We start from the raw sequence: 26,424 nt of genomic DNA, 5'->3' as shown, positions 1-26,424 counted from the left end.
AGCTAGATGCTCAGTGGGTCTCGGGACGGAGGACCTTGGTCCGGAGGACCGACTCGTTCAGGTTCATCTGTCGGTCGAGCTCCTTGACGACCGCAGGCTCGGCCTGCAGGTCGATGACCGAGTAGATGCCCTCGGGCTTCTTCTTGATCTCGTAGGCGAGACGACGACGGCCCCAGGTGTCGACCTTCTCGACCTTTCCGCTGCCCTCACGGACAACAGAAAGGAAGTTCTCGATCAGCGGGGAGACAGCGCGCTCCTCGAGATCGGGGTCGAGGATGACCATCACCTCGTAGTGACGCATGTGGAACCCACCTCCTTTGGACTCAGCGGCCACGGTCGTTCCGTGGCAGGAGGGTCGTGATGCGTAAACAACGGTATCGGCCACCACTGACAATCACCCTCGACGAGCGAGGGGACCGTCTAGGTCCGGGAGGGACCTGGGCAGACACCGGTGCAGACCGTACAGAGTACCCGCACACCGGCTTCCGGTTGAAATCCACTGGTGAGGGGACGCAATCTGTACACAACGGATGTCGGCGGCGCTACGATGCGCCGCCGTCCGGCAGGCACGCCAGGAGGTGCCCCATGGCACAGGCAATGCAACCCGACCCCGGACACTCCCTCCTCGCCACCGACGGCAAGCCGCACGTCCTCCAGGACACCCTGGTGGCCGTGACGCTCGTGCTCGGCGCGGTGGCCTTCATCACCGCGATGTTCCACCACTTGCACGTGCTGAGCTCCTGGGCAGGGCTGCTCGGGATCCTCACGGGTGCCTTCGGGCAGTTCATCTCCGTGACGACCAGGGAGCGCTTCGCGCTGATCGTCGGGCTCGGCGCCTCGGCGGTGGGCTTCTACCTCGGCATGTTCTTCGGGGGCCTCGTCTGAGGCGTCCGGCTCGCACGCCGGCCCGAGGGACACACGTCCCATCGGGGCGCTCCCCGGTCACAGTAGGCTTCGGCGCGAGAGCCGGAGCCCCTGACCGATGGGGACACACCTGCCGAGGAGCGCCCCGCATGAGCCTGACCCTGAGGACCATCAGCCGTGAGCAGCATCTGGCATTCATCCAGAGCCAGCCCGCGGCGAGCCACTGCCAGGTCCCGGCGTGGGCTGATGTGAAGACCGAGTGGCGCTCGGAGAACCTGGGCTGGTTCGACAAGTCCGGCGAACTCGTCGGCACGGGCCTGGTCCTCTACCGCCAACTGCCGAAGATCAAGCGCTACCTGGCTTATCTCCCCGAGGGCCCGGTCATCAACTGGTACGCCCCGAACCTCGACGACTGGCTGCAGCCGATGCTCGCGCATCTCAAGCAGCAGGGCGCCTTCTCCGTGAAGATGGGCCCGCCGGTCGTCATCCGGCGCTGGGACTCCGCCGCCATCAAGTCCGGCATCCAGGACCCGGACGTGAAGCGCCTGAAGGACGTCGAGGCCACGCACATCGAGCCGCGTGCCTTCGAAGTCGCCGACCGGCTGCGGAAGATGGGCTGGCAGCAGGCCGAGGACGGCGGCGCCGGCTTCGGTGACGTCCAGCCCCGCTATGTCTTCCAGGTACCGCTGGCGAACCGTTCGCTCGACGACGTCCTCAAGGGCTTCAACCAGCTGTGGCGCCGCAACATCAAGAAGGCCGACAAGGCCGGCGTCGAGGTCGTCCAGGGCGGCTACGAGGACCTCGCCGAGTGGCAGCGCCTGTACGAGATCACGGCCGTCCGCGACCACTTCCGCCCGCGCCCGCTCTCGTACTTCCAGCGCATGTGGACCGTCCTCAACAACGAGGACCCCAACCGCATGCGGCTGTACTTCGCCCGCCACGACGGCGTGAACCTCTCCGCCGCGACCATGCTCGTCGTCGGCGGACACGTCTGGTACTCCTACGGCGCCTCCGACAACATCGGCCGTGAGGTCCGGCCCTCGAACGCGATGCAGTGGCGGATGCTGCGCGACGCCTACGCGATGGGCGCCACCGTCTACGACCTCCGCGGCATCTCCGACTCGCTCGACGAGACCGATCACCTCTTCGGCCTCATCCAGTTCAAGGTCGGCACGGGCGGCGAGGCCGTGGAGTACGTCGGCGAGTGGGACTTCCCGCTCAACAAGCTCCTGCACAAGGCGCTCGACATCTACATGTCGCGCCGCTGACGGCCCGGGCGTCCCGCCCGTAAAGTCGGACGTAATCTCGTAGGTCTCGTACATACCTTTGATACACCGCAGCCACCAGAAAGGTTCCGGGCCGGCCATGGCGCTCTCCCTCTACGTCGACACCGCTCGTTGGCGGGCGCACCAGAAGTCCGTGATCGACCAGTTCCCCGGCCTGATCCCGGTCTGCAAGGGCAATGGCTACGGCTTCGGCCACGAGCGGCTGGCCGACGAAGTCACCCGGTTCGGCTCGGACATGCTGGCCGTGGGCACCACGTACGAAGCCGCGAAGATCAAGGACTGGTTCGGCGGTGACCTGCTCGTCCTCACGCCGTTCCGGCGGGGCGAGGAGCCGGTGCCTCTGCCGGACCGCGTGATCCGCTCCGTGTCGTCCGTGGACGGCGTGCACGCCCTCGTGGGGGCGCGTGTGGTCATCGAGTGCATGAGCTCGATGAAGCGCCACGGCATCCTCGAGGAGGACCTGGGACGGCTGCACGCGGCCATCGAGGACGTCCGGCTCGAGGGCTTCGCCCTCCACCTGCCCCTGGACCGCACCGACGGCACGGACGCGGTCGAGGAGGTCATCGGCTGGATGGACCGGCTGCGGGCCGCCCGCCTGCCGCTGCACACCATGTTCGTCAGCCACCTGCGGGCGCAGGAGCAGGCCCGGCTCCAGCAGCAGTTCCCGCAGACCCGGTTCCGCGCCCGGATCGGCACCCGGCTCTGGCTGGGCGACCACGAGGCCACCGAGTACCGGGGCTCCGTCCTGGACGTCACCCGCGTCGCCAAGGGCGACCGCTTCGGCTACCGCCAGCAGAAGGCGGCCTCCGACGGCTGGCTGGTGGTCGTCGCGGGCGGTACGTCGCACGGTGTGGGCCTTGAGGCCCCCAAGGCGATGCACGGCGTCATGCCGCGCGCCAAGGGTGTCGCCCGCGCCGGCCTGGCGACCGTGAACCGGAACCTTTCTCCGTTCGTCTGGGCCGGCAAGCAGCGCTGGTTCGCCGAGCCCCCGCACATGCAGGTGTCGATCCTGTTCGTGCCGTCCGACGCCCAGGAGCCGAAGGTCGGCGACGAACTGGTGGCCCACCTGCGGCACACCACCACGCAGTTCGACCGCCTCGTCGAGCGCTAAGGCCTGCCGGACGGCCCCTGGCCCTCCCCCTGGGGTACGCCCCACTCCACGCGCGGCCCCTCCATTGCCGGGGCGGCCGCGTGCCGGGCGGGGTGGGCCGCCCTGCCACGTACGAAGACGTCCTCGGCGCCGTCCAGGACGCCCCCGGAGGGGTCGTCCGAGCCGTCCTGCCGGACCACGTCCCGTTCGGGCGCCAGGATGTCGCGTACGACCATGGCGCACAGGTACAGCGTGCCGAGCAGGTGCAGGACGATCGCGAAGTGGTAGCCGTCCGTCGGCAGTCCCTGCTTGTTGCCGCTGGTCGTGAAGGCCAGGTACATCCAGATGCCGAGGAAGTACATGACCTCGCACGCCTGCCAGATCAGGAAGTCCCGCCAGCGCGGCCGCGCGAGGGCCGCGAGGGGGATGAGCCACAGCACGTACTGCGGCGAGTACACCTTGTTGGTCAGCACGAACGCGGCCACGATCAGGAACGCGAGCTGCACGAACCGGGGCCTGCGGGGTGCCGTCAGCGCCAGGACGGCGAGTCCCACGCCGACGAGCGCCATCAGCAGCATCGTGTACGTGTTCGCGCTGCCGGGCGTGATCTGCTCGCCGGAGCGCTGGCTGATCAGCAGCCAGAGGGAGCCGAAGTCGACGTTCCGCTCTTCGTTGAACGTGTAGAACTGCTTCCATCCCTCGGGCGCCAGCAGCATGACCGGCAGGTTCACCACGAGCCACGCGCCGGCCACGCCGATCAGCGCCGTGCCGAACTCCCGCCACCGCCCCGCGCGCCAGCACAGCAGGAGCACCGGCCAGAGGATCAGGAACGGATAGAACTTGGCGGCGATCGCGAGGCCGAGCAGCACACCGAAGGCGAGCGGGCGGCCGCGTGACCACATGAGCACTGCCACGGACGTCAGCGCGACGGCCAGCAGGTCCCAGTTGACGGTGGCCGTGAGCGCGAACGCGGGGGCCAGGGCCACCAGGAGGGCGTCCCAGGGCCGCCGGCGGTGCGTACGGGCCACGGCGACGGCCATGACGGCCGCGCAGACCATCAGCATGCCCGCGTTGACCATCCAGTAGATCTGCTCGCGGTGCACCAGGTCGCCGCCACCGGGCGTGAGCCAGGCCGCGACCTGCATGAACAGCCCGGTCAGGACCGGGTACTCCAGGAACTCTATGTCGCCGCGCAGCCGGTCGAAGTACGGCACCAGGCCCTCGGAGAACCCGCGTCCGACGAAGAGGTGCGGGATGTCGGAGTAGCAGGCGTGGGTGTACTGGGACGTCGTGCCCCGGAACCAGGCCCAGTCGTAACAGGGGACCTTCTGCACCATGCCGAGCGCAAACATCCCGATGGCCACCAGTGCGATCACCCGCACCGGAGTGAGCGCCCCGCTGCCGAGCAGGGCCCGGCGGCCGATGGGCCCGCCGATCAGTGCGCTGCCCGCCGCGGCGACCTCGTCACGACGGGTGGGGCACACCAGCGCGGGGTCCTGCGGCCGGTCCTGCTGCGGACTCGTCTTGTGGAGGCTCGGCATGGGGACATCCTGCCGTACGTCCCTGAGAAACGGTGAGGGCCGCCGTACCCGGCGCCGTACGTGTGTGTACGGGTCGGATACGACGGCCCTCAGGGCCTTACCGGGCGGGTTCCGGCCGCCGGGTCAGTCGTTGCCCAGCCAGCCGTTTCCGCCGCCATTGGGTCTGCCGGTGGCGGTGTCAGTCGGTGTCGGTGACGTCGGTGTCGTCGGCGTCGACGGTGTCCCCGTCGGGCCTCCGTCGCTGCCACCGTTCTGCCCGCCGTTGTCGTTGCACGGCCAGTCCCACACGTCACAGGTCTTGCCCGGGTCCGGGGTGCTGCTGGGCGTCTGCGACGGCGTCTGCGAGGGAGTGATGGTCGGCGACGGGGTCTGAGACGGGGTCTCGGTCGGCGTCGGGGTCGGGCTGACGGCGCCACCACCGAAGACGGGCTCCGCGTCGAGGTCCTCCGGGTCCGGGAAGGACTCCTTGTCCATGCCCTCCAGCGCGTCGGTCATGTAGTCCTTCCAGATCTGCGAGGGGAAGGACGAACCGTGGATCTTGGGCTGGGCGCCGGTGCCGAACATCGACTCGAACTTGCGACCCTGCTTGGTCTCGTCGTCGTCGAAGCGGTACATGTCGATCGCGGTCGACAGGTTCGGCGTGTATCCCACGAACCAGGCGGAGTTGTTGCCGTCGGTGGTACCGGTCTTGCCGGCCACGTCGCGGCCCGGGATGGCAGCCTTCCGGCCGGTGCCCTTCGGGTTCTCGACGACATCACGCAGGACGTCGGTCACGTTGCTGGCGATCGCCGAGGAGAAGGCCCGGTCGGGCTTCGCGTCGTGCGTGTAGATGACCCGGCCCTTCTCCTTCACCTCCTTCACGGAGAACGGATCGTTGCGCTCACCGTTGTTCGCGAAGGTCGCGTACGCGCCGGCCATCCGGATCGCGCTCGGGTCGGAGATGCCGAGCGAGAACGACGGCACGTTGGCCTTGACCAGGGAGGACTCACGCAGACCGGCCTTGACGGCCGTTTCGCGGACCTGGTCGATGCCCACGTCCATGCCGAGCTGCACGTAAGGCGAGTTGGCGGAGCGGATCATCGCCTCGCGCAGGCTCATGGGGCCGTAGTTCGCGTCATCGTCGTTGACCTGCAGCCACTCCTCGCCGTTCTCGTTGTGCCAGACGGTGCCGTCGTAGTTCTTGATCTTCAGCTTGTTCTTGCCGGAGTAGCGGCTCTTGTTCGGGTCGACGATCGTGCGGGTGGATGCGTCCTGGCTGATGTCGAGCTTCGGATCCCGCACGCCGTATTGCATGGCCGCGGCCAGGACGAACGGCTTGAACGTCGATCCGACCTGCGCACCGGTCTGGTCGGCGTTGTTGGTGAAGTGCTTGGTGGCGTCCGCACCGCCGTAGATGGCGACGATCGCACCGGTCTTCGGGTCGACCGAGGCACCGCCGAACTGGACGTGTGTGTCCGTCTTCGGCCGCTTCTTGGGGTCGATGTGCTCGTCGTAGACCTTCTTGATGGAGTCCTCGAGCGCCTTGACCTTCTTCTTGTCGAAGGTCGTGTAGATCTCGTAGCCGCCCCGGGCGAGCTCCTTCTCGTCCATCCCCGGGTGGTTGTTGATGAAGTTGGCCTTGGCCGTGCTCACCAGATAGCCGATCTGGCCGGTCAGCTGGGCGTTCTTCTTCGGAGGCTGCACCTTGGGGAAGGCCGGGAACTTCGCCACGTCCGCCTGCGTGAGGTGGCCGTCCTTGACCATCTCGCCGAGGATCCACTGCCAGCGCTCAGTGGCCCGCTTCAGGTTCGCCCCGGGCGTCGCCTTGGGGTCGATCTCGGTGGAGCCGGCGGGGTCGTAGTAGGTCGCGCCCTTGAGGAGCGAGGCGAGGAAGGCGCACTCGCTCGCGTTGAGCTCCTTGGCGTTCTTCCCGAAGTACGTCCGCGCCGCGGCCTGGATGCCGTAGGCACCGCGTCCGTAGTACGCGGTGTTCAGGTAGCCCTCCATGATGTCGGGCTTCTCCATCTCCGTACCGACCTTGATGGAGATGAAGAGCTCCTTGACCTTCCGGGAGAGCGTCTGCGACTGGTCGTTGAGCAGGCTGTTCTTCACGTACTGCTGGGTGATGGTCGATCCACCCTGCGTCTGCCCGCCCTTGGCCATGTTCCACACGGCACGGCCGATACCCATCGGGTCGATGCCGGAGTCGTCGCGGAACGTCTTGTTCTCCGCCGAGATCACGGCGTTCTGCATGTCCATCGGGATCTCGCCGATCCCGACGATCTGCCGGTTGACCTCGCCACCGGTGGCGGCCATCTGCGAGCCGTCGGACCAGTAGTAGACGTTGTTCTGCGCCGTGGCCGCCTCATCCACCTTCGGGATCGCCACCTGGGAGTACGCGAAAGTCGCCGCGCCCATCAGGAGGCCGAGGAACGCCAGGCAGAGGCCCGAGACGAGCTTCCACGAGGGCACCCAGCGGCGCCAGCCGTACTTGTTGTGGCGCGGGTAGTCGATCAGCCGCTTCTTGCCGGGCGGACGGCCGCCCCCACGGCCGCGACCCGGGCCACCGCCCTGTCCGCCGCCACCGCCACCGCGCCGGCCACCACCGTGACCGCCGTGACCGCCCGCGTCGCCGTCGGGTGCACGTCGTCGGCCGCCGCGCTGGGCAGCGCGACGAGCCTCGGCACGCCCACCGTAGGGGCGCTCCTCTTCTCCGTACCCCGACGAAGGGGAACCGGTGCTGACGTCCCGTCCCTGGGCCGACCTGCGGCCCGTGGGCTGCTGGGCGGCGCGCCGGGCCGCCGCGCGGCCGCCACTCGGCGGCTGCGACTGCGGCATTTTGCGACGATGCTCGCTCATCGAACGACTACTCCTCGGGCAGGCGCGTACGCCTGGAAGCGGCAGTTGAGTTCCGGTCCCCCCGAAATGCGCACGGCCGGACCTCATCGGAGGCCCCTCCGTACCGCAGCCGATCACCCAGAGCACTGACGCCCTGCGGCGTCGCGCGGTTCCCGGTGGTCTGCATGCCGCAAGAGTACGCACGGCCAAAACCCTCCTAGGGCCGAAGTTCACCCCAAATCAGGCAAGTCGATTGCTGTGAATTGACGATGTGATGCCGGTCACCGTGGCCCCACTTGTCGCAGCAGTTCGGCCGTTCTATCGTCTGGATGTATCGAGTCGATACATCAGCACGGCATAAGGCACCCGCGAGCAGAGGAGGGCGACGGATGAGCAGACGCTCGGGAATCCTCGAGTTCGCCGTCCTCGGCCTGCTCCGTGAAGCGCCGATGCACGGGTACGAGCTGCGGAAGCGGCTCAACACCTCGCTGGGCATCTTCCGGGCCTTCAGCTACGGGACCCTCTATCCCTGCCTCAAGACGCTGGTCGCCAGCGGCTGGTTGATCGAAGAGCCGGGAAGCGCCCCCGAGGACGCTCTCGCCGCTTCACTCGCAGGACGCCGCGCCAAGATCGTCTACCGGTTGACGGCCGAAGGTAAGGAGCACTTCGAGGAGCTCCTCTCCCACACCGGCCCGGACACCTGGGAGGACGAACACTTCGCCGCCCGCTTCGCCTTCTTCGGTCAGACCGAACGCGAGGTGCGGATGCGAGTACTGGAAGGCCGCCGCAGTCGGCTGGAGGAGCGCCTGGAGAAGATGCGCGCCTCTCTGGCCCGCACGCGCGAACGCCTCGACGACTACACACTTGAGCTGCAGCGCCACGGAATGGAGTCCGTGGAGCGCGAAGTGCGCTGGCTGAACGAGCTCATCGAGAGCGAGCGGGCGGGACGGGATCAGCGATCCGGCCCCGACGCCCCCGCTCAGCACGGCAACGAATCTGGAGAAACGGGCGGCCTGCCCCGGCACGGGGGCAGTACCCGGCCGGATCCGTCCGACGACACCGCCAAGTGAATCCCTGCATCCCGCAGGGCTTCCACGATCACACAGGGAGCAACCGGAATGGGTTCGGTTCGCGTAGCCATCGTAGGCGTGGGCAACTGCGCCGCCTCGCTGGTTCAGGGCGTCGAGTACTACAAGGACGCCGACCCGGCGGCCAAGGTGCCCGGCCTGATGCACGTCCAGTTCGGCGACTACCACGTCGGTGACGTCGAGTTCGTCGCCGCCTTCGACGTCGACGCCAAGAAGGTCGGTCTCGACCTCTCCGACGCCATCGGCGCCAGCGAGAACAACACCATCAAGATCTGCGACGTCCCGAACACGGGCGTCACGGTCCAGCGCGGCCACACCCTGGACGGGCTCGGCAAGTACTACCGCATGACGATCGAGGAGTCCGCCGAGGCCCCCGTCGACATCGTGCAGGTCCTCAAGGACAAGCAGGTCGACGTGCTCGTCTGCTACCTGCCCGTGGGTTCCGAGGACGCCGCGAAGTTCTACGCGCAGTGCGCCATCGACGCCAAGGTCGGCTTCGTCAACGCCCTCCCGGTCTTCATCGCCGGCACCAAGGAGTGGGCGGACAAGTTCACCGCGGCCGGTGTCCCGATCGTCGGTGACGACATCAAGTCCCAGGTCGGCGCCACCATCACGCACCGCGTGATGGCGAAGCTGTTCGAGGACCGCGGTGTCCGTCTTGAGCGCACCATGCAGCTCAACGTCGGCGGCAACATGGACTTCAAGAACATGCTCGAGCGCGACCGCCTCGAGTCGAAGAAGATCTCGAAGACCCAGGCCGTGACCTCGCAGATCCCCGACCGCGAGCTGGGCGAGAAGAACGTCCACATCGGCCCGTCGGACTACGTGGCCTGGCTGGACGACCGCAAGTGGGCGTACGTCCGCCTCGAGGGCCGCGCCTTCGGTGACGTTCCGCTGAACCTGGAGTACAAGCTCGAGGTCTGGGACTCCCCGAACTCGGCCGGTGTCATCATCGACGCGCTGCGCGCCGCGAAGATCGCCAAGGACCGGGGCATCGGTGGCCCGATCCTCTCCGCGTCCTCGTACTTCATGAAGTCCCCGCCGGTGCAGTACTTCGACGACGAGGCCTTCGCCAACGTCGAGAAGTTCATCAAGGGCGAGGTCGAGCGCTAAAGCGCTGATCCACTTCGTCGAACGAGGGTCCCCGGTCATTCGCCCGGGGGCCCTCTTCGTATGTGAGTCTTGCTGCCATGCCCGTCGTACGTGATCTGCGCGTACTCCTGCGCCTGACGAACTTCCGCCGTCTCCTCGCCGTCCGCCTGCTCTCCCAGTGCGCCGACGGCGTCTACCAGGTGGCGCTGGCCACGTACGTCGTCTTCTCCCCCGAGAAGGAGACCTCCCCCACTGCCATCGCCTCCGCCATGGCCGTACTGCTCCTGCCGTACTCCCTCGTCGGCCCCTTCGCCGGCGTCCTCCTGGACCGCTGGCAGCGACGCCAGGTCTTCCTGTACGGAAACCTCCTTCGGACGCTCCTCGCCTGCAGTACAGCCGTACTGATGCTGGCCTCCGTGCCCGACTGGCTCTTCTACGCCTCCGCCCTGTCGGTGACGGCCGTCAACCGCTTCGTCCTCTCCGGGCTCTCGGCGGCGCTGCCACGGGTCGTGGACGACGAGCGGCTGGTCGTCGCCAATTCCCTCTCCCCGACCGCCGGCACCGTGGCCGCGACCGTGGGCGGTGGTCTCGCCTTCGGGATCCGACTCCTCTCCGAGGACTCCGACTCCGCGGTCGTCCTGTTCGGCGCTCTCCTCTACCTCTGCTCCGCGCTGGCCTCCCTACGGATGCCCCGCGAGCTCCTGGGCCCCGACCCCGAGGTGGTCCAGCCCCGACTGGGCGCCGCCCTCGCCTCGACCGCCCGTGGGCTCGTGGACGGGCTGCGCCATCTGGCCGAGCGGCGACCCGCTGCCCGTGCGCTGGCAGCGGTGACGCTGATGCGCTTCTGCTACGGGGCCCTCACGGTGACCGTGCTCATGCTCTGCCGCTACGCCTGGAGCTCCACGGAGTCCGAAGGACTCGCACTGTTGGGGCTCGCCGTGGCCACCTCCGGAGCCGGATTCTTCGTGGCCGCCCTCGTCTCACCCTGGGCGATCGGACGGCTGGGCCCCTTCGGCTGGATGACCGCATGCGCGGCCTCGGCAGCCGTTCTGGAACCGGCGTTGGGGCTGCCGTTCGCGCAGACCCCTCTCATGATCGCGGCCTTCCTTCTCGGACTCGTCACCCAAGGCGCGAAGATCGCCACGGACACGGTCGTCCAGATGTCCGTGGACGACGCCTACCGCGGCCGGGTCTTCGCTCTCTACGACACGCTCTTCAACGTCGCCTTCGTGGGCGCGGCCGCCGTCGCGGCACTCATGCTGCCGCCCGACGGCCGGTCCGTCCCCGTGGTCGTGATGGTCGCCGTGGTGTATGCCTCGATCGCACTGATGCTGGGCCGCCGACTGCAGAAGGGGTGATGTTTCACGTGAAACATCACCCCTTCCTCGCGCGGTCTCGTCGATGTTTCACGTGAAACATCGACGGCACGGCTCAGCCCTGAGCCGCCCACCACTCCTTGAGCGCCGCGACGGCCGCCTCGTGCTCCATCGGCCCGTTCTCCAGCCGCAGCTCCAGCAGGAACTTGTACGCCTGCCCGACAGCCGGGCCGGGACGGATACCGAGGACCTCCTGGATCTGGTTGCCGTCCAGGTCGGGCCGGATCGAGTCCAGCTCCTCCTGCTCCTGGAGCTGCCCGATCCGCTCTTCCAGTCCGTCATAGGCGCGCGAGAGCGCACCGGCCTTGCGCTTGTTCCGCGTGGTGCAGTCCGAGCGGGTCAGCTTGTGGAGACGCGAGAGCTGAGGGCCGGCGTCACGCACATAGCGGCGGACGGCGGAGTCGGTCCACTCACCGGTCCCATATCCGTGGAAGCGCAGGTGCAGCTCCACCAGGCGCGAAACGTCCTTGATCATCTCGTTCGAGTACTTCAGGGCCGTCATGCGCTTCTTTGTCATCTTCGCGCCGACCACCTCATGGTGGTGGAACGAGACACGGCCGTCCTTCTCGAAGCGACGGGTGCGCGGCTTGCCGATGTCGTGCAGGAGCGCGGCGAGGCGCAGCACCAGGTCCGGGCCGTCCTCCTCCAGGTCGATCGCCTGGTCGAGGACGGTCAGGGAGTGCTCGTAGACGTCCTTGTGCCGGTGGTGCTCGTCACTCTCGAGCCGCAGCCCCGGCAGTTCCGGCAGCACGTAGGCAGCGAGACCGGTGTCGACAAGCAGGCCCAGTCCCTTGCGGGGGTGGGCGGAGAGCAGCAGCTTGTTGAGCTCCTCACGGATCCGCTCCGCAGAGACGATCTCCAGGCGGCCCGCCATCTCCGTCATCGCGGTGACGACCTCCGGGGCCACCTCGAAGTCGAGCTGGGCCGCGAAGCGGGCGGCGCGCATCATGCGCAGCGGGTCGTCCGAGAACGACTCCTCAGGCGTGCCGGGGGTACGCAGGACCCGTGCGGCGAGGTCGTCGAGGCCGCCGTGCGGGTCGATGAAGTCCTTCTCCGGCAGGGCCACGGCCATGGCGTTGACGGTGAAGTCACGCCGGACGAGGTCTTCCTCGATGGAGTCGCCGTAGGAGACCTCGGGCTTGCGCGAGGTGCGGTCGTACGCCTCCGAGCGGTACGTCGTCACCTCGATCTGGTAGCCGCTCTTCTGGCAGCCGACCGTGCCGAAGGCGATCCCGACCTCCCAGACCGCGTCGGCCCAGGGGCGGACGATCTTGAGGACGTCCTCCGGCCGGGCGTCCGTCGTGAAGTCGAGATCGTTGCCGAGCCGTCCGAGCAACGCGTCCCGTACCGAGCCGCCGACCAGCGCGAGGCTGAACCCTGCCTCCTGGAATCGGACGGCGAGGTCGTCGGCGACAGGGGAGACGCGCAGCAGTTCGCTGACCGCGCGGCGTTGCACCTGGCTCAGTGCAGTCGGGGTGTCTTCGTTGGCGTTCGGCACAACAGAAAAGGGTACGTGCCCCGGCCCAGCGCAGCGTCCCCGTTTTCCCACGGACCGACCGCCTTGTCCCCATCGGCTGGAGCAGTCCCCGGCACTTGCCCCCGGCGTGTCTCGTTACCATGCCTGGACACAGCAACGGGGAACCACCGACACCACTGATACGACGAGGACGGCGAACGCGTGGCCGAGGCGGCAGACATCCAGGGGACCCTTCCCTCACCTGCCCGTCGGTGGCTGCGGCGGACGGCGTCCCTCCTTGCCGGGGCACCGCTGCTCGCCGGGCTCCTTCAGGGCGCCGTGGCACCGCCGGCCGTCGCCGCCGAGGACGCCACCGGCTCACGAACCGTCGATGTGTCTCTCGACACGCTCTCGCCGAGCGCACCGGTGGAGGGTGACACGGTCACGCTCTCCGGGACGGTCACCAACGAGGGCAAGCAGACCGTGACCGACGCCACGGTGGATGTGCGGGTCGGCCCCCGGATGACGAGCCGAAGCGAGATCGAGCAGGTCTCCGGCCGTACCGGCTACCGGCCCGGGAGCGACCCCGCCGCCCTCGGCGGTGCCTACACGGTCAAGATCCCCCGGCTGGCGGCCGGGCTCAGCACGGAGTTCAAGCTCTCCGTCCCCGTCGACAAGCTCGGCCTTGACGACGAGGGCGTCTACCAGCTGGGCGTCTCCCTCTCGGGTCAGACCTCCCCGCAGCTCGGGAAGCACGTGCTCGGGATCGAGCGCACCTTCCTGCCCTACCAGCCAGAGGCCACGGAGAAGAAGACCCAGCTCACCTACCTCTGGCCGCTGATCTCCTCGGCCCATGTGTCGGCCGAGACCGGCACCGACGACCAGCAGACGCCGGTCTTCGAGAACGACGATCTGGCCGCCGAGCTGGCCCCCGGTGGACGCCTGGACCACATGGTCACGCTGGGCAAGGAACTCCCCGTGACCTGGGTGATCGACCCGGACCTGCTGGCGACCGTGGACGCCATGACGAAGAGCTACCAGGTCAAGAACGGCACGGGCACGGTGCCCGGCAAGAACCAGGCCGTCGCCGAGCGGTGGCTGGACGCGCTGCAGAAGGCCGTGGTGGGACGCAAGGTCGTCGCCCTGCCGTTCGCCGACCCGGACATCGCCTCGCTCGCACACCGCGGCAAGGACGTCCCCGGCTCGCTGAGCCACCTCCAGCCGGCGACGGAGCTGGCCGGGTCGACGGTGGAGACCATCCTCCACGTCAAGCCGTCCACCGACTTCTCGTGGCCCGTGAACGGGGCCGTCGACCCTTCGATCATGGATGTCGCGACCTCGGCAGGCGCCCACAAGGTGATCGCCCGCAGCGACAGCTTCCGGGACGACCTCCCGTACACGCCGACGGCGGCTCGCCCCATCGGCGGCGGCACCACGGCGGTCGTCAGCGACGCCTACCTCTCGACGGCCTTCGAGGGCGACATGCTCCCCGCCGGGAACGCCACCCTCGCCGTGCAGGAGTTCCTCGCCCAGTCGCTCGCGGTCACCCTGGAACAGCCCGATCAGCAGCGCAGCATCGTGGTCGCTCCTCAGCGGATCCCGACCACGTCGCAGGCGCAGACCATGGCGACCGCGCTGCGCGGGCTGTCGGCCAAGCGCTGGACAGAGCCCCTCGATCTGATCGCGGCCGCCGCGGTCAAGCCGGACCCCGATGCCAGCACCAGGGTGCCGAGCACGTCCCGCTATCCGCAGCAGCTGCGGAAGCAGGAGCTTCCGGTCGAGGCCTTCCGGGACATGAAGGACACCCGGGCGGATCTGGACGACTTCAAGGTCATCCTCACCCAGCCCGACCGCGTGGTGACCCCCTTCGGCAACGCGATCAGCCGCGAGATGTCCACCTCCTGGCGTGGCCAGGCCCCCGCGGCCTCGCTGTACCGGATCAGGGTGCACGAGTACCTCAAGAGCCTCACCCGCGAGGTGCAGCTGGTCGAGAAGTCGGATCTCACGCTCTCCGGCCGCAGCGCCACCATCCCGGTGACCGTCCGGAACAAGCTGCTGCAGGACGTGGACGACCTCGTGCTGAGGCTGACGTCCGAGAACAAGGCCCGCCTGAAGTTCGAAGGCGGTGAAGAGGTCGCCGAACTCCCGGTCAAGATCGGCGCCGGGCACAGCCAGTCCGTGAAGTTCGACGCCTCGGCCAACGCCAACGGGCCGGTGCCCATGACGGCCCAGCTGTTCACCAAGGACGGCACGCCGTACGGCCAGCCCATGCGGTTCACCGTGAAGGTCTCCGAGATCACCCCGACCGTGATGCTCGTCATCGCCGGCGGAGTGCTGCTCCTGGTCCTCGCCGGAGCCCGGATGTACACCCAGCGCAAGCGCGCGGCCGCCAAGAACACCGAAGCGGAGGCCGCGGAGGAGGACGATCCCGGGCAGCCGAGTGACCCGACGCCGGACACCGCCCACGAAAGCGGCGACCCGTCCGGCCCGGGTGAGAAAGTGGACCGTTGAGCGATGTCGTGGCCGGTCGGCCGGGGACGATGAGGTGGGGTAACCATGAACGCGCCGTACGACGGTGACCGCGGGCAGGGCCTGGGTGGCACCGAGCCGTCCGGTGGAACGCCCGCGGCGGCCCCGGGACCCGGCCAGACGCCGGTTCCGCCACCGCAGCAGCCCGCCTCCGACCCGCATGCCCAGAACCCGTACGCCCAGGATCCCTACGTCCAGGACGCCTACGCCCATGATCCGTTTCAGGCGCGGGATCTGTCGGCACAGGACCCGGTGACCGAGGCGCTCTACGACCGCGCCGCGCACCCGCCGCCCCCGCCGGGCACCTACCAGGAGCCGCAGCCGCTCTACCAGCAACCCGCGGCGCCCCAGCACGCCCCGGACCCCCGGGTGTGGGCGCAGACCCCGGCCCCCGAGCCGGACGGCCCGTCGCGTCATCTGCCCTACGGCGACGACGCCCGCACGGTCCAGTTCACCGGCGTGGACGACCTCGTGACCCGGGCCGGCGACGACAAGCCCGAACCGGACGCTTTCGCCCACCTCTACCGGGACCAGCAGACGCCCGGCCAGGTTCCCCCGCCTGCTCCGGAGCCGAACCCGATGCCCGCCCCCGCCCCCGCCCCGAAGAAGTCAGGCCGTGCCTCCGGGCTGCTGAAGTCCAGCGCGGTGATGGCGGCCGGCACCCTCGTCTCCCGCCTCACCGGCTTCGTCCGCAGCCTGGTCATCACCGGCGCGCTCGGCGCCGCGCTGCTCGGTGACACCTTCACCATCGCCTACACCCTGCCGACGATGATCTACATCCTCACGGTCGGCGGCGGCCTCAACTCGGTCTTTGTCCCGCAGCTCGTCCGCTCGATGAAGAACGACGAGGACGGCGGCGAGGCCTACGCCAACCGGCTGCTGACCCTGGTCATGGTGGCGCTCGGCGCGATCGTGATCGTCGCGGTCTTCGCCGCCCCGCTGTTGATCCGGCTGATGTCGAACACCATCGCCGACGACGCCGCGGCCAACAGCGTCGCGGTGACCTTCGCCCGCTACTGCCTGCCCACGATCTTCTTCATGGGCGTGCACGTGGTGATGGGTCAGATCCTCAACGCCCGCGGCAAGTTCGGCGCGATGATGTGGACCCCGGTCCTCAACAACATCGTCATGATCGTCACGTTCGGCCTGTTCATCTGGGTCTACGGCACCTCCGCCGAATCCCACATGGGTGTGCAGACCATCCCGGACGACGGCATCCGTCTGCTCGGCATCGGCACCCTGCTCGGCCTGGTCGTCCAGTCCCTGGCGATGATCCCCTACCTCCGCGAGACGGGCTTCCGCTTCCGCCCCCGCTTCGACTGGAAGGGCCACGGCCTCGGCAAGACGGTCAAACTCGCCAAGTGGACCGTGCTGTTCGTCCTGGCCAACCAGGCGGGTGTCCTGGTCGTCACCCAGCTCGCGACGGCCGCCGGTGAGGCGTCCGGCAAGAACGGCGCCGGCTTCCTCGCGTACTCCAACGCCCAGCTGATCTGGGGCATGCCGCAGGCCATCATCACCGTCTCGGTCATGGCCGCCCTGCTGCCCCGCATCTCCCGCGCAGCACACGACAACGACCTCGGCGCCGTGCGCGACGACATCTCGCAGGGTCTGCGGAACTCCGCCGTCGCGATCGTCCCGGTCTCCTTCGCGTTCCTGGCGCTCGGCGTGCCGATGTGCACCCTGCTCTACGCCTCCAGCGGCGTCCAGGCCGCCCAGGGCATGGGCTTCATCCTGATGGCCTTCGGCCTCGGCCTCATCCCGTACTCGGTCCAGTACGTCGTCCTGCGCGGCTTCTACGCCTACGAGGACACCCGGACGCCGTTCTACAACACGGTCATCGTCGCCGCCGTCAACGCGGCTGCCTCGGCGGCCTGTTACTTCGTGCTCCCGGCCCAGTGGGCCGTCGTCGGCATGGCCGCCTCCTACGGTCTGGCCTACGCGGTCGGTGTCGGCATCGCCTGGCGTCGGCTGCGCAACCGGCTCGGCGGCGACCTGGACGGCGCCCACATCATGCGTACCTACGCCCGTCTCTGCCTTGCCTCGCTGCCCGCCGCGGTCGTGGCCGGCGCCGTCGGTTTCGGTCTGTTGAAGCTCCTCGGCGAGGGTGCTCTCGGCTCGCTCGTGGCCCTGCTCGTCGGCGGCGCCGTCCTGCTCGGCGTCTTCTTCGTGGCCGCCAAGCGCATGCGGATCGCGGAGCTGAACTCCATGGTCGGTATGGTCCGTGGGCGCCTGGGACGGTAGGAAACCGTCCCCCGCACAACCATCGTCGGCCGCCGCGTGTCGTGCATAGCGGCCGACTGTGGGCACAATTGGCATGGCTGCTGGATGTGGCGCAACGGATGGGGAGGCAGGAGCGACGGTGGCGGAACGTAGCACGGCTGCCGTCGACGTGGCCGACAACAGCGGTGACAACCCGCTGACCGCCAAGGCGGACACGGCCGCGACCGACGGGGTGGCGGAAGAGCAGGACACGGCGGAGCAGTCCGCCGAGGTCGCAGAGGACAAGGCCGCGAAGCGGCAGAACGGCGAACAGCCCTCCATCGAGACTCCCGAACTGCACAGCGGGCACAAGCTGGCCAGGCGCTACCGCCTGGAGGAGTGCGTCACTCGTCTGGACGGTTTCAGCAGTTGGCGTGCCGTCGACGAGAAGCTTCGGCGTGCCGTCGGCGTCCACCTGCTGCCGGCCGACCACCCCCGGGCCCGTTCGGTCCTCGCGGCGGCCCGTTCGGCGGCGCTGCTCGGCGACCCCCGGTTCGTCCAGGTCCTCGACGCCGTCGAGGAGAACGACCTCGTGTACGTGGTGCACGAGTGGCTTCCCGACTCCACCGAGCTGACGACGCTGCTCGCCGCCGGCCCGCTGGAGCCGCACGACGCGTACCAGCTCGTCAGCCAGGTCTCCCAGGCCATGGCCGCCGCGCACCGCGAAGGCCTGGCCCATCTCCGCCTGACGCCCAGCGCCGTCCTGCGCAGTTCCACGGGCCAGTACCGGATTCGCGGCCTGGCCGTGAACGCCGCGCTGCGGGGCATCAGCGCCGAGCGCCCTCAGCGCACGGACACCGAGGCGATCGGCGCCCTGCTCTACGCGGCGCTGACCCAGCGCTGGCCGTACGACAGCGACGCCTACGGCCTCTCCGGGCTCCCCAAGGGGGTCGGACTGCTCGCTCCCGACCAGGTGCGGGCCGGGGTCCACCGTGGTCTGTCCGAGATCGCGATGCGCGCCCTGGCCAACGACGGCGCCACCGCCTCGCGGCAGGAGCCGCCCTGCACCACCCCGGACGAGCTCGCCAAGGCCGTGGCGGCGATGCCCCGCATCCGCCCGCCGGAGCCCGCGTTCCCCACCCCGCCCGACTACCAGCGCACCACCTACCAGCAGGGCACCTACGGCCGCCCGCAGACCCGACCGGGCGCCCCGACGCAGCCTGTGATGGCTCCTCCGGCCCCGCTGGAGAGCCGCACCGGCCGGGCCCTGAAGTGGGCCGTGTCGGCGCTCCTGATCGCCGCCCTGGGCCTGGGCAGCTGGCAGATCGCGGACCGGCTGCTCGACCAGGGCAAGAACGACAAGGAGACCCCGCAGACCACTCAGCCGCAGGACACCGAGGACGAGAAGCAGCCCGAGACGGGCAAGCCGGTCACGATCGCCGGTGCGAGCGACTTCGACCCGCAGGGCGACGGCAGCGAGACCCCGTCGGAGATAGGGAATGCCTTCGACGGCAGCCCCACCACGTCCTGGCAGACGTCCATCTACTACGGGTACTCGAACTTCGGCAGGCTGAAGGAAGGCGTGGGCCTCGTCCTGGACCTCGGTACGGTCCAGGAGATCTCCAAGGTGGAGGTGACCTTCCAGGGGAAGACCTCCGTCGAGCTGCGGACAGCGCCCGAGAACGCCTCGTCCCGGCCCACGTCGGCCGAGGCCTTCAAGACCGTGACCACCGGCTCCGGTGAGCAGGTCGCACTCACGGCCGACAAGCCCGTGAAGACGCGCTACGTTCTGGTCTGGCTGACCGACCTGCCCAGCAGCGGCCAGGGCTACCGCGGCAAGATCTCGGACATCAAGATCACCAGCTGACGGCATTGGGGGAGGGGGCTCACCGTTGGAAGAAGCCATAGGCGGCGGCATCAGCGACCAGGATCTCCTGGCCCGCCATGTCTCCGGCGATCCCGACGCCTTCGGTGAGCTCGTACGGCGCCACCGCGATCGGTTGTGGGCGGTGGCCCTGCGGACGCTGGGGGACCGCGAGGAGGCCGCTGACGCCCTCCAGGACGCCTTTGTGTCGGCCTTCCGGGCCGCCCATACCTTCCGGGGGCAGTCGGCCGTGACGACCTGGCTGCACCGGATCACGGTGAACGCCTGCCTCGACCGCGCCCGCAAGGCCGCCTCCCGCAAGACCTCCCCGATGGACGACACCGCGCGCTTCGAGCAGCTCCTCGAACCCTCCGAGTCGGCCGAGGCTCCCGCCGAGCGCCAGGACCTCCACCGAGAGCTGCTGGCCGCCCTCGCCACACTCCCCGCGGACCAACGGGCCGCCCTGGTCCTCGTGGACATGCAGGGCTATCCGGTGGCGGAAGCCGCCCGCATCCTGGACGTCCCCACCGGGACGGTGAAGAGCCGCTGTTCACGCGGACGGGCCAGGCTGCTCCCGATGCTCAGCCATCTGCGCGCCGACACCGTGGGTAACGAGGGCCCCGACCGGGGAAGGAACCGGACGCCGGGGACATCCGTCCCACCGGTGTCGGGGCCATCGGATACCGGACCCAATGGGCCGGCTGCTGTGAAGGGCGGAGGTGGGCGCGCGTGACTGCCACGACCGGCAAGGCCGACACAACACAGCACCCGGACGTCTCGGAGATCTCCGACCTGGCCGAGGGACTGCTCTCCCCGTCCCGTACGGCAGCTGTCCGTCGGCACATCGAGGGCTGCTCCCTCTGCGCGGACGTCCGGACCTCCTTGGCGGAAATCCGCGGGCTGCTCGGAACCCTTCCCGGCCCGCCCCGGATGCCCTCGGACATCGCCGGTCGTATCGATGCCGCCCTGGCCGCCGAGGCGCTGCTGAACGCCACCACCCCCGATATCGGCCCGCATGTTTCACGTGAAACAGCGCGCGGCCATTCCGCAGCCCCTCCCTCCACGGAGCCCACGCCGGCCGCAGGGCGTCCTGTCGGCCACCCTCGCGCCACCACCGGTCCCGGCCGCCCGCGGCCCCGGCGTCGCCGGATCGCGGCGCTCGGTGCCGTCCTCGGCGCCGCAGCGCTCGGCATGAGCCTCTTCTTCATCCAAGGAGGCATGCAGACGCTCAGCGGGGAAGACGCCGCCGACAAGACCAGTTCCGCCGCGAGCGGTGTGGCCTCCGAACGCTTCGACGGTCGTCCGGTGGAAGCCCAGGTTCAGGAACTGCTCCGGCCGGACACCCTCAAGGCTCCCGGGGAGACCCAGCCGGAATCGCTCTCCGCCGAGGGCGGTGACACCCCTCAGCAACGGAACATGGCCGAGCCCCTGCCCGAGTGCGTCAAGGCGGGCACAAGCCGCCCCGACTCCGTGCTCGCCTTCCAGCGCGGTGACTACAAGGGAACGCCGGCCTATCTCCTGCTGCTGCCACAGGGAACCGACGGCACTCACGTGCAGGCCTACGTCCTCGATGCCTCCTGCGCCGACAGTGGCGGACAGGGCAAGGCCGAGGTTCTGCTGACGAACACCTACCCGCGCTCCTGACTCCTCGCCGCGCCGCGCGGCCATCTCGGGAATGCTGGCCCCGTAGGATCCGTTGGGTGGGGTGAGAGTCACCGACATGGCCGCCCCGTAGCAGTAGGCAGTCTGCAGAGACGAGGAAGAAACCCGTGAGCGACGTCCGTAACGTGATCATCATCGGCTCCGGGCCCGCGGGTTACACCGCTGCGCTCTACACGGCGCGTGCGTCGCTGAAGCCGCTCGTCTTCGAGGGTGCCGTCACCGCTGGTGGCGCCCTGATGAACACGACCGACGTGGAGAACTTCCCCGGCTTCCGTGACGGCATCATGGGCCCCGACCTGATGGACAACATGCGCGCCCAGGCCGAGCGCTTCGGCGCGGAGCTGGTCCCGGACGACATCGTCGCCGTGGACCTGACCGGCGAGATCAAGACCGTCACCGACACCGCCGGCACCGTGCACCGCGCGAAGGCCGTCATCGTCACGACCGGCTCCCAGCACCGCAAGCTCGGTCTCCCCCGGGAGGACGTGCTCTCCGGCCGCGGCGTCTCGTGGTGCGCGACCTGCGACGGGTTCTTCTTCAAGGACCAGGACATCGCCGTCGTCGGTGGCGGTGACACCGCGATGGAGGAGGCCACCTTCCTGTCGCGCTTCGCCAAGTCCGTCACGATCGTCCACCGCCGGGATTCCCTGCGCGCCTCCAAGGCGATGCAGGAGCGTGCGTTCGCCGACCCGAAGATCAAGTTCGCCTGGGACAGCGAGGTCGCCGAGATCCACGGCGACCAGAAGCTCGCCGGTCTGACCCTGCGCAACACCAAGACGGGCGAGACCAGCGAGCTGGCGGCCACCGGTCTGTTCATCGCCGTGGGCCACGACCCCCGTACGGAGCTCTTCAAGGGCCAGCTGGAGCTGGACGCGGAGGGCTACCTCAAGGTCGACGCCCCGTCGACGCGGACGAACCTCTCCGGTGTCTTCGGAGCCGGTGACGTCGTCGACCACACCTACCGCCAGGCGATCACCGCCGCCGGCACCGGTTGCTCCGCCGCGCTCGACGCCGAGCGTTTCCTCGCGGCCCTCGCCGACAGCGAGAAGCTCGCCGAGACCCCTGCGGTCTGACCCCACCACTCACACCCCGCATAGTTAAGGGAGGTTGCCGTGGCCGGCACCCTGAAGCACGTAACCGACGACGACTTCGACGAGGTCGTCCTCAAGAGCGAGAAGCCTGTCCTGGTGGACTTCTGGGCCGAGTGGTGCGGCCCGTGCCGCCAGATCGCCCCGGCGCTGGAGGCCATCGCGGCCGAGCACGGTGAGATCGAGATCGTCAAGCTCAACATCGACGAGAACCCGGGTACGGCCGCCAAGTACGGCGTCATGTCCATCCCGACGCTCAACGTCTACCAGGGCGGCGAGGTCGTGAAGACGATCGTCGGCGCGAAGCCGAAGGCCGCGATCCTCCGCGACCTCTCGGACTTCGTCGAGGCCACTGCCTGACACCCCCTGTTTCACGTGAAACACGAACGGCCCGCCTCCGGACTTCGGAGGCGGGCCGTTCGTCGTGCACCACAACAGAACTACAGGGGCCGCAGCGCCGGCTCCTTCTGGACGGCACCCAGAAGCCGGTCCAGTGCCAGCTCCACGTCTTCCTTCCACGACAGCGTCGTCCGGAGCTCCAGCCTCAGCCGTGGATGCGTGGGATGCGGCCGTACGGTCTTGAAGCCCACCGCCGTGAGATGGTCGGCCGGCAGCACACAGGCCGGCTCCTTCCAGCGAGCGTCCCCGAAAGCCTCGATCGCCCGGAAGCCGCGCCGCAGGAGATCCTTGGCGACGGTCTGCACCATCATCCGGCCGAGCCCCTGCCCCTGATAGCCCGGCATGATCCAGGCCGTCATCAACTGAACCGAGTCTGCGGAGACCGGGCTCGTGGGAAAGGCCATGGAGCGCGGCACATACGCCGGCGGCGCGTAGAGAACGAAGCCAACGGGCACCTCGTCGACATAGACCACGCGCCCGCAGGATCCCCACTCGAGCAGAACCGCGGAGATCCACGCCTCTTTCTCCAGCTCCGGGCGGCCGGCCTTCACCGCGGCCTCGCCGCTCACCGGGTCGAGCTCCCAGAACACGCAGGAGCGACATCGCTTGGGGAGGTCAGGAAGGTTGTCCAGAGTGAGCGGTACAAGCCGACGCCCCACGGCTGTTGCCTCGCTTCCCACGGCCATCGCAGCACGGATACGCGCTCCCAGAATCGTATCGATGGGGCGATCAGGGCGATACCGCTCGCAGGCAAAGGGCGGGCCGTGTCCCGGTTCTCACCGGATCACGGCCCGCCCTGAAGTCGCGGAGACACCGCCCGAGGGTCAGCTCTCGCTGTCGTCCTCGCCCTGCTCGGAGGTCGCCTGATCCATCACGCGTCCCTCACCGGGTGCCAGGGTCCCGAGGATCCGGTCCAGATCCTCCATCGAGGCGAACTCGACGACGATCTTGCCCTTCTTCTGCCCCAGGTCGACCTTCACCCGGGTCTCGAAGCGGTCCGAGAGCCGCGAGGCCAGGTCCGTGAGCGCCGGCGAGACGCGTGCACCGGCCCGCGGCCCCTTCGGCTTGACCGTGGAGCTGGGCTCCGAGCCCATGAGCGTCACGATCTCCTCGATCGCACGCACCGAGAGCCCCTCGGCCACGATCCGGTACGCCAGCTTGTCCTGTACCTCCGGGTCCTCCACGGAGAGCAGGGCACGCGCATGGCCGGCGGAGAGCACACCGGCGGCGACACGACGCTGGACCGGCGGCGACAGACGCAGCAGACGCAGCGTGTTGGAGACCTGCGGGCGCGAACGCCCGATGCGATCCGCCAGCTGGTCGTGGGTGCAGTTGAAGTCCTTGAGCAGCTGGTCGTAGGCGGCGGCCTCTTCCAGCGGGTTCAGCTGCGCCCGGTGAAGGTTCTCCAGGAGCGCGTCCAGGAGGAGCTTGTCGTCCTCCGTGGCCCGGACGATGGCGGGGATCCGCTCCAGACCGGCCTCACGGCAGGCCCTCCAACGACGCTCACCCATGATGAGCTCGTAGCGCTCGGCACCCAGCTGCCGTACGACGACCGGCTGCAGCAGACCGACCTCCTTGATGGAGGTGACCAGCTCCGCGAGCGCGTCCTCGTCGAAGACCTCACGCGGCTGCTTCGGGTTGGGCGTGATGAAGTCCAGCGGCAGCTCGGCGAAGTGCGCACCGGCGGGGGACTCCGGCTCCACCACCACATCGACCTCGGGCGCCGGCACCACGGAGTCCGGGGACTGCGGGCTCTGCGGAAGGGTCGTCACCTTCGCAGCGGCCACTCCCCGGTCCGAGGACATGGCCGGGATGGTGCCGGGCGAGGCGGACCCCGCCCCCACGCCGACAGCGGGTGCCTGCCTCTCCTGGGGAGCAGCAGGGATCAGCGCACCGAGCCCACGCCCCAACCCCCTACGTCGATCGCTCACTGGATCCCCTCCGACATGCTGTGCTGGTTGTTCTGAAGGCCCACAGGGGCGTGCTGCGGGTCGTAGTGGATACCGACGCCCCTCAGTGCGATCTCACGGGCCGCCTCCAGATAGGAGAGCGAACCGCTGGAGCCCGGATCGTACGTGAGGACCGTCTGGCCGTAGCTCGGCGCCTCCGAGATCCGCACGGACCTCGGGATGCTGGTCCGCAGCACCTCCTCAGCGAAGTGGCTGCGCACCTCGTCGGCGACCTGGGAGGCAAGCCGGGTCCGGCCGTCGTACATGGTGAGCAGGATCGTCGAGACATGCAGCGCGGGGTTGAGGTGCCCGCGCACCAGGTCGACGTTCCGCAGGAGCTGCCCCAGGCCCTCCAGCGCGTAGTACTCGCACTGGATCGGGATCAGCACCTCGGCACCCGCCACCATGGCGTTGACCGTGAGCAGACCCAGCGAGGGCGGGCAGTCGATCAGGATGTAGTCCAGCGGCTGCTCATAAGCCTGGATCGCTCGCTGAAGCCGGCTCTCCCGAGCCACCAGCGACACGAGCTCGATCTCCGCACCGGCGAGATCGATGGTGGCCGGCGCGCAGAAGAGGCCTTCGACGTCCTGGACGGGCTGGACCACGTCCGAGAGCGGCTTGCTCTCCACGAGGACGTCATAGATCGAGGGAACTTCTGCGTGGTGGTCGATGCCCAGGGCCGTCGAGGCATTGCCCTGCGGGTCCAGGTCGATGACCAGGACCCGGGCGCCGTGGAGCGCCAGGGAAGCGGCAAGGTTGACCGTCGTGGTCGTCTTGCCCACTCCGCCCTTCTGGTTCGCCACCACCATCACGCGTGTCTGGGCAGGCCGGGGAAGACCCTCACCGGCACGCCCGAGCGCCTCTACTGCCAGTTGGGCAGCACGACCAATGGGGGTGTCGTCCATCGGGGGCGGTGTTTCACGTGAAACATCCTCCCCCGCCGATTCGGTTCGGGGACCGGGGACCGGATCGGTCATCGGTCCCGCGATGTTGGCGTTGGACCGCAAGGATTCACTCTCCTCGGCTTCAGGCTCGCGATGAACAGAGCCTGCCATGCTTTCGGGGTCGTGAACCAGCGAGGCCCGTGGTTCTGTGGATGAATCCACCTCTGTGGACAATCCCGTCCCCCTCGCGAGGGGTTTCGCGAGGGGTTTGCGGTCCCGGGGCGTGGCAGCCGCGCGGCCGCGGCTGATGATCCCCTGCAGCAGTGAGCGACGTTTCACGTGAAACACGATGCACTCGCTACCGACGCAGGACCGCTCGACACTCCGAAATACGTACGTATGGCAGCTTGTACGGATCAATTGCGCGGCGTTGACGACTCATATCCGCCGCGTTGACGACTCAGCGGCGGCGACGGGTCCTGCTCGGACGGGCGGCCTTGGCGCGCTTGGCGGCGAACCTCACACCGCCCGGGCTCTCGCCGACCTCCACCCGCACGACGGTCGACAGCGGGTCCACGATGCCCTCACCGACCTGGAGCACCGAGGTGGCCACCACACCGAGCTTGGAGAGCGCGGCTCGGGCGCCGTCGATCTCCTCCTCGGCCGTGTCGCCCTTGAGAGCCAGCATCTCCCCGTACGGACGGAGCAGCGGGACGCCCCAGCCGGCCAGCCGGTCCAGCGGCGCCACGGCGCGGGCCGTCACCACGTGCACCGGAGGGAGGTCGCCGAGCATCTCCTCGGCACGGCCCCGGACCACGGTCACATGGTCCAGACCCAGTAGCTCCACGACCTCCTGCAGGAAGTTGGTACGCCGGAGCAGCGGCTCCAGGAGCGTGATTTTCAGGTCCGGACGCACCAGGGCGAGGGGGATGCCCGGCAGCCCGGCCCCCGAGCCGACATCGCAGACGGTGACGCCCTCGGGCACCACCTCGGAGAGCACCGCGCAGTTCAGCAGGTGCCGCTCCCACAGACGGGGAACCTCACGGGGGCCGATCAGCCCACGCTTGACGCCGGCGTCCGCGAGAAGCTCCGCGTACCGGACAGCCTCCGGGAAGTACTCGCCGAATACCGTCCGCGCCTGTTCGGGCGCAGGGGGGAGCTCCGCTGCCTCCGTCACGGGAACCGTCCTTCCGCACCGCACCCATGGGTGCGCGCGCACTGTGGTGGCTGACTATCAGGC

22 protein-coding genes are annotated in these 26,424 nt (G+C 68.9%); 13 read left to right on the top strand and 9 right to left on the bottom strand.

Translation table 11 applies throughout. The features are described from left to right. Nucleotides 1–10: 10 nt before the first annotated feature. Complete coding sequence (gene rpsF, locus ACFWRO_RS02035; protein ID WP_100108075.1) at nucleotides 11–301, bottom strand: 30S ribosomal protein S6; 291 nt, start codon at nucleotides 299–301, stop codon at nucleotides 11–13. Nucleotides 302–585: 284 nt separating this feature from the next. Here rpsF and ACFWRO_RS02030 point away from each other — a divergent pair, with 284 nt between their 5' ends. The 3 genes from ACFWRO_RS02030 (at nucleotide 586) to ACFWRO_RS02020 (ending at nucleotide 3,261) form a co-directional block, all read left to right on the top strand. Next, complete coding sequence (locus tag ACFWRO_RS02030; protein WP_362005326.1) at nucleotides 586–885, top strand: hypothetical protein; 300 nt, start codon at nucleotides 586–588, stop codon at nucleotides 883–885. A gap of 128 nt (nucleotides 886–1,013) precedes the next feature. Next, nucleotides 1,014–2,132, top strand: coding sequence for a peptidoglycan bridge formation glycyltransferase FemA/FemB family protein (locus ACFWRO_RS02025; protein WP_362005329.1), 1,119 nt, complete (start codon nucleotides 1,014–1,016; stop codon nucleotides 2,130–2,132). Between the two features lie 97 nt (nucleotides 2,133–2,229). After that, a complete protein-coding gene (locus ACFWRO_RS02020; protein ID WP_260228467.1) occupies nucleotides 2,230–3,261 on the top strand; it encodes an alanine racemase in 1,032 nt (343 codons plus the stop codon). Here the strand turns inward: ACFWRO_RS02020 and ACFWRO_RS02015 are convergent. The 3 genes from ACFWRO_RS02015 to ACFWRO_RS02005 all read right to left on the bottom strand — a co-directional run bounded on the left by ACFWRO_RS02015 (nucleotide 3,258) and on the right by ACFWRO_RS02005 (nucleotide 7,453). Then, complete coding sequence (locus ACFWRO_RS02015) at nucleotides 3,258–4,781, bottom strand: glycosyltransferase family 87 protein (RefSeq protein WP_384503390.1); 1,524 nt, start codon at nucleotides 4,779–4,781, stop codon at nucleotides 3,258–3,260. The genes ACFWRO_RS02020 and ACFWRO_RS02015 overlap by 4 nt on opposite strands. A gap of 123 nt (nucleotides 4,782–4,904) precedes the next feature. Next, nucleotides 4,905–7,277, bottom strand: coding sequence for a transglycosylase domain-containing protein (locus ACFWRO_RS02010; RefSeq protein ID WP_384503719.1), 2,373 nt, complete (start codon nucleotides 7,275–7,277; stop codon nucleotides 4,905–4,907). Then, nucleotides 7,274–7,453, bottom strand: a complete 180-nt coding sequence (locus ACFWRO_RS02005; protein WP_384503756.1) for a hypothetical protein — start codon at nucleotides 7,451–7,453, stop codon at nucleotides 7,274–7,276. Before ACFWRO_RS02005 ends, ACFWRO_RS02010 begins: the two co-directional genes overlap by 4 nt. A gap of 534 nt (nucleotides 7,454–7,987) precedes the next feature. Between ACFWRO_RS02005 and ACFWRO_RS02000 the strand changes: the two genes are divergently transcribed. The 3 genes from ACFWRO_RS02000 (at nucleotide 7,988) to ACFWRO_RS01990 (ending at nucleotide 11,136) form a co-directional block, all read left to right on the top strand. After that, nucleotides 7,988–8,668, top strand: a complete 681-nt coding sequence (locus ACFWRO_RS02000; protein ID WP_362005335.1) for a helix-turn-helix transcriptional regulator — start codon at nucleotides 7,988–7,990, stop codon at nucleotides 8,666–8,668. A gap of 48 nt (nucleotides 8,669–8,716) precedes the next feature. Then, nucleotides 8,717–9,799 carry an inositol-3-phosphate synthase gene (locus tag ACFWRO_RS01995; protein ID WP_384503388.1) on the top strand — a complete coding sequence of 361 codons (1,083 nt, stop codon included), beginning with the start codon at nucleotides 8,717–8,719 and terminating at the stop codon, nucleotides 9,797–9,799. Nucleotides 9,800–9,876: 77 nt separating this feature from the next. Further along, a complete protein-coding gene (locus ACFWRO_RS01990) occupies nucleotides 9,877–11,136 on the top strand; it encodes an MFS transporter (protein ID WP_384503386.1) in 1,260 nt (419 codons plus the stop codon). A 73-nt stretch (nucleotides 11,137–11,209) separates the two neighbouring features. On the opposite strand, the gene ACFWRO_RS01985 is transcribed toward ACFWRO_RS01990, so the two are convergent. Beyond that, nucleotides 11,210–12,652 carry a CCA tRNA nucleotidyltransferase gene (locus tag ACFWRO_RS01985; protein WP_384503384.1) on the bottom strand — a complete coding sequence of 481 codons (1,443 nt, stop codon included), beginning with the start codon at nucleotides 12,650–12,652 and terminating at the stop codon, nucleotides 11,210–11,212. Nucleotides 12,653–12,832: 180 nt separating this feature from the next. On the opposite strand from ACFWRO_RS01985, the gene ACFWRO_RS01980 reads away from it, so the two are divergent. The 7 genes from ACFWRO_RS01980 to trxA all read left to right on the top strand — a co-directional run bounded on the left by ACFWRO_RS01980 (nucleotide 12,833) and on the right by trxA (nucleotide 22,312). Continuing rightward, nucleotides 12,833–15,121 (top strand): DUF6049 family protein, encoded by a 2,289-nt coding sequence (locus ACFWRO_RS01980; protein ID WP_384503382.1) that lies wholly within the window; start codon nucleotides 12,833–12,835, stop codon nucleotides 15,119–15,121. A gap of 45 nt (nucleotides 15,122–15,166) precedes the next feature. After that, on the top strand, nucleotides 15,167–17,380 hold the full coding sequence (gene murJ, locus ACFWRO_RS01975) for a murein biosynthesis integral membrane protein MurJ (protein WP_384503380.1): 2,214 nt from the start codon (nucleotides 15,167–15,169) through the stop codon (nucleotides 17,378–17,380). 118 nt (nucleotides 17,381–17,498) lie between these two features. Beyond that, a complete protein-coding gene (locus ACFWRO_RS01970; RefSeq protein ID WP_384503378.1) occupies nucleotides 17,499–19,205 on the top strand; it encodes a protein kinase family protein in 1,707 nt (568 codons plus the stop codon). Nucleotides 19,206–19,230: 25 nt separating this feature from the next. After that, nucleotides 19,231–19,935, top strand: a complete 705-nt coding sequence (gene sigM, locus ACFWRO_RS01965) for an RNA polymerase sigma factor SigM (RefSeq protein ID WP_384503376.1) — start codon at nucleotides 19,231–19,233, stop codon at nucleotides 19,933–19,935. After that, nucleotides 19,932–20,846, top strand: coding sequence for a hypothetical protein (locus ACFWRO_RS01960; RefSeq protein ID WP_384503374.1), 915 nt, complete (start codon nucleotides 19,932–19,934; stop codon nucleotides 20,844–20,846). The genes sigM and ACFWRO_RS01960 overlap by 4 nt, the downstream gene beginning before the upstream one ends. 125 nt (nucleotides 20,847–20,971) lie before the next feature. Then, the gene (gene trxB / locus ACFWRO_RS01955; protein WP_384503372.1) at nucleotides 20,972–21,937 is read left to right on the top strand and encodes a thioredoxin-disulfide reductase; all 966 of its coding nucleotides are present in this window, start codon (nucleotides 20,972–20,974) and stop codon (nucleotides 21,935–21,937) included. Between the two features lie 39 nt (nucleotides 21,938–21,976). After that, on the top strand, nucleotides 21,977–22,312 hold the full coding sequence (gene trxA / locus ACFWRO_RS01950) for a thioredoxin (RefSeq protein ID WP_384503370.1): 336 nt from the start codon (nucleotides 21,977–21,979) through the stop codon (nucleotides 22,310–22,312). Between the two features lie 80 nt (nucleotides 22,313–22,392). Here the strand turns inward: trxA and ACFWRO_RS01945 are convergent, their stop codons facing one another. The 4 genes from ACFWRO_RS01945 to rsmG all read right to left on the bottom strand — a co-directional run bounded on the left by ACFWRO_RS01945 (nucleotide 22,393) and on the right by rsmG (nucleotide 26,361). After that, nucleotides 22,393–23,010 carry a GNAT family N-acetyltransferase gene (locus ACFWRO_RS01945; protein ID WP_362005366.1) on the bottom strand — a complete coding sequence of 206 codons (618 nt, stop codon included), beginning with the start codon at nucleotides 23,008–23,010 and terminating at the stop codon, nucleotides 22,393–22,395. A gap of 165 nt (nucleotides 23,011–23,175) precedes the next feature. After that, entirely contained in the window at nucleotides 23,176–24,282 is a 1,107-nt protein-coding gene (locus ACFWRO_RS01940; protein WP_384503368.1) for a ParB/RepB/Spo0J family partition protein, read from the bottom strand. Beyond that, entirely contained in the window at nucleotides 24,279–25,355 is a 1,077-nt protein-coding gene (locus ACFWRO_RS01935; RefSeq protein WP_384503366.1) for a ParA family protein, read from the bottom strand. The genes ACFWRO_RS01940 and ACFWRO_RS01935 overlap by 4 nt, the downstream gene beginning before the upstream one ends. 289 nt (nucleotides 25,356–25,644) lie before the next feature. Further along, nucleotides 25,645–26,361 (bottom strand): 16S rRNA (guanine(527)-N(7))-methyltransferase RsmG, encoded by a 717-nt coding sequence (gene rsmG, locus ACFWRO_RS01930; RefSeq protein ID WP_384503364.1) that lies wholly within the window; start codon nucleotides 26,359–26,361, stop codon nucleotides 25,645–25,647. Nucleotides 26,362–26,424: the final 63 nt, after the last annotated feature.

It is taken from the genome of Streptomyces sp. NPDC058579 (assembly GCF_042718575.1).
Lineage (GTDB): Bacteria > Actinomycetota > Actinomycetes > Streptomycetales > Streptomycetaceae > Streptomyces.
Note: the sequence above shows the minus strand (reverse complement) of the source record. Positions and strands in the feature narration are given on the sequence as shown.

What these genes read in the sequence shown, in the direction of transcription:
- ACFWRO_RS02020 (WP_260228467.1), top strand. Translation starts at nt 2,230, where the DNA reads ATGGCGCTCTCCCTCTACGTCGACACCGCTCGTTGGCGGGCGCACCAG.
- ACFWRO_RS02025 (WP_362005329.1), top strand. Translation starts at nt 1,014, where the DNA reads ATGAGCCTGACCCTGAGGACCATCAGCCGTGAGCAGCATCTGGCATTC.
- ACFWRO_RS02015 (WP_384503390.1), bottom strand. Translation starts at nt 4,781, where the DNA reads ATGCCGAGCCTCCACAAGACGAGTCCGCAGCAGGACCGGCCGCAGGAC.
- rpsF (WP_100108075.1), bottom strand. Translation starts at nt 301, where the DNA reads ATGCGTCACTACGAGGTGATGGTCATCCTCGACCCCGATCTCGAGGAG.
- ACFWRO_RS01990 (WP_384503386.1), top strand. Translation starts at nt 9,877, where the DNA reads ATGCCCGTCGTACGTGATCTGCGCGTACTCCTGCGCCTGACGAACTTC.
- ACFWRO_RS01995 (WP_384503388.1), top strand. Translation starts at nt 8,717, where the DNA reads ATGGGTTCGGTTCGCGTAGCCATCGTAGGCGTGGGCAACTGCGCCGCC.
- ACFWRO_RS02000 (WP_362005335.1), top strand. Translation starts at nt 7,988, where the DNA reads ATGAGCAGACGCTCGGGAATCCTCGAGTTCGCCGTCCTCGGCCTGCTC.
- ACFWRO_RS01935 (WP_384503366.1), bottom strand. Translation starts at nt 25,355, where the DNA reads ATGGCAGGCTCTGTTCATCGCGAGCCTGAAGCCGAGGAGAGTGAATCC.
- ACFWRO_RS02030 (WP_362005326.1), top strand. Translation starts at nt 586, where the DNA reads ATGGCACAGGCAATGCAACCCGACCCCGGACACTCCCTCCTCGCCACC.
- murJ (WP_384503380.1), top strand. Translation starts at nt 15,167, where the DNA reads ATGAACGCGCCGTACGACGGTGACCGCGGGCAGGGCCTGGGTGGCACC.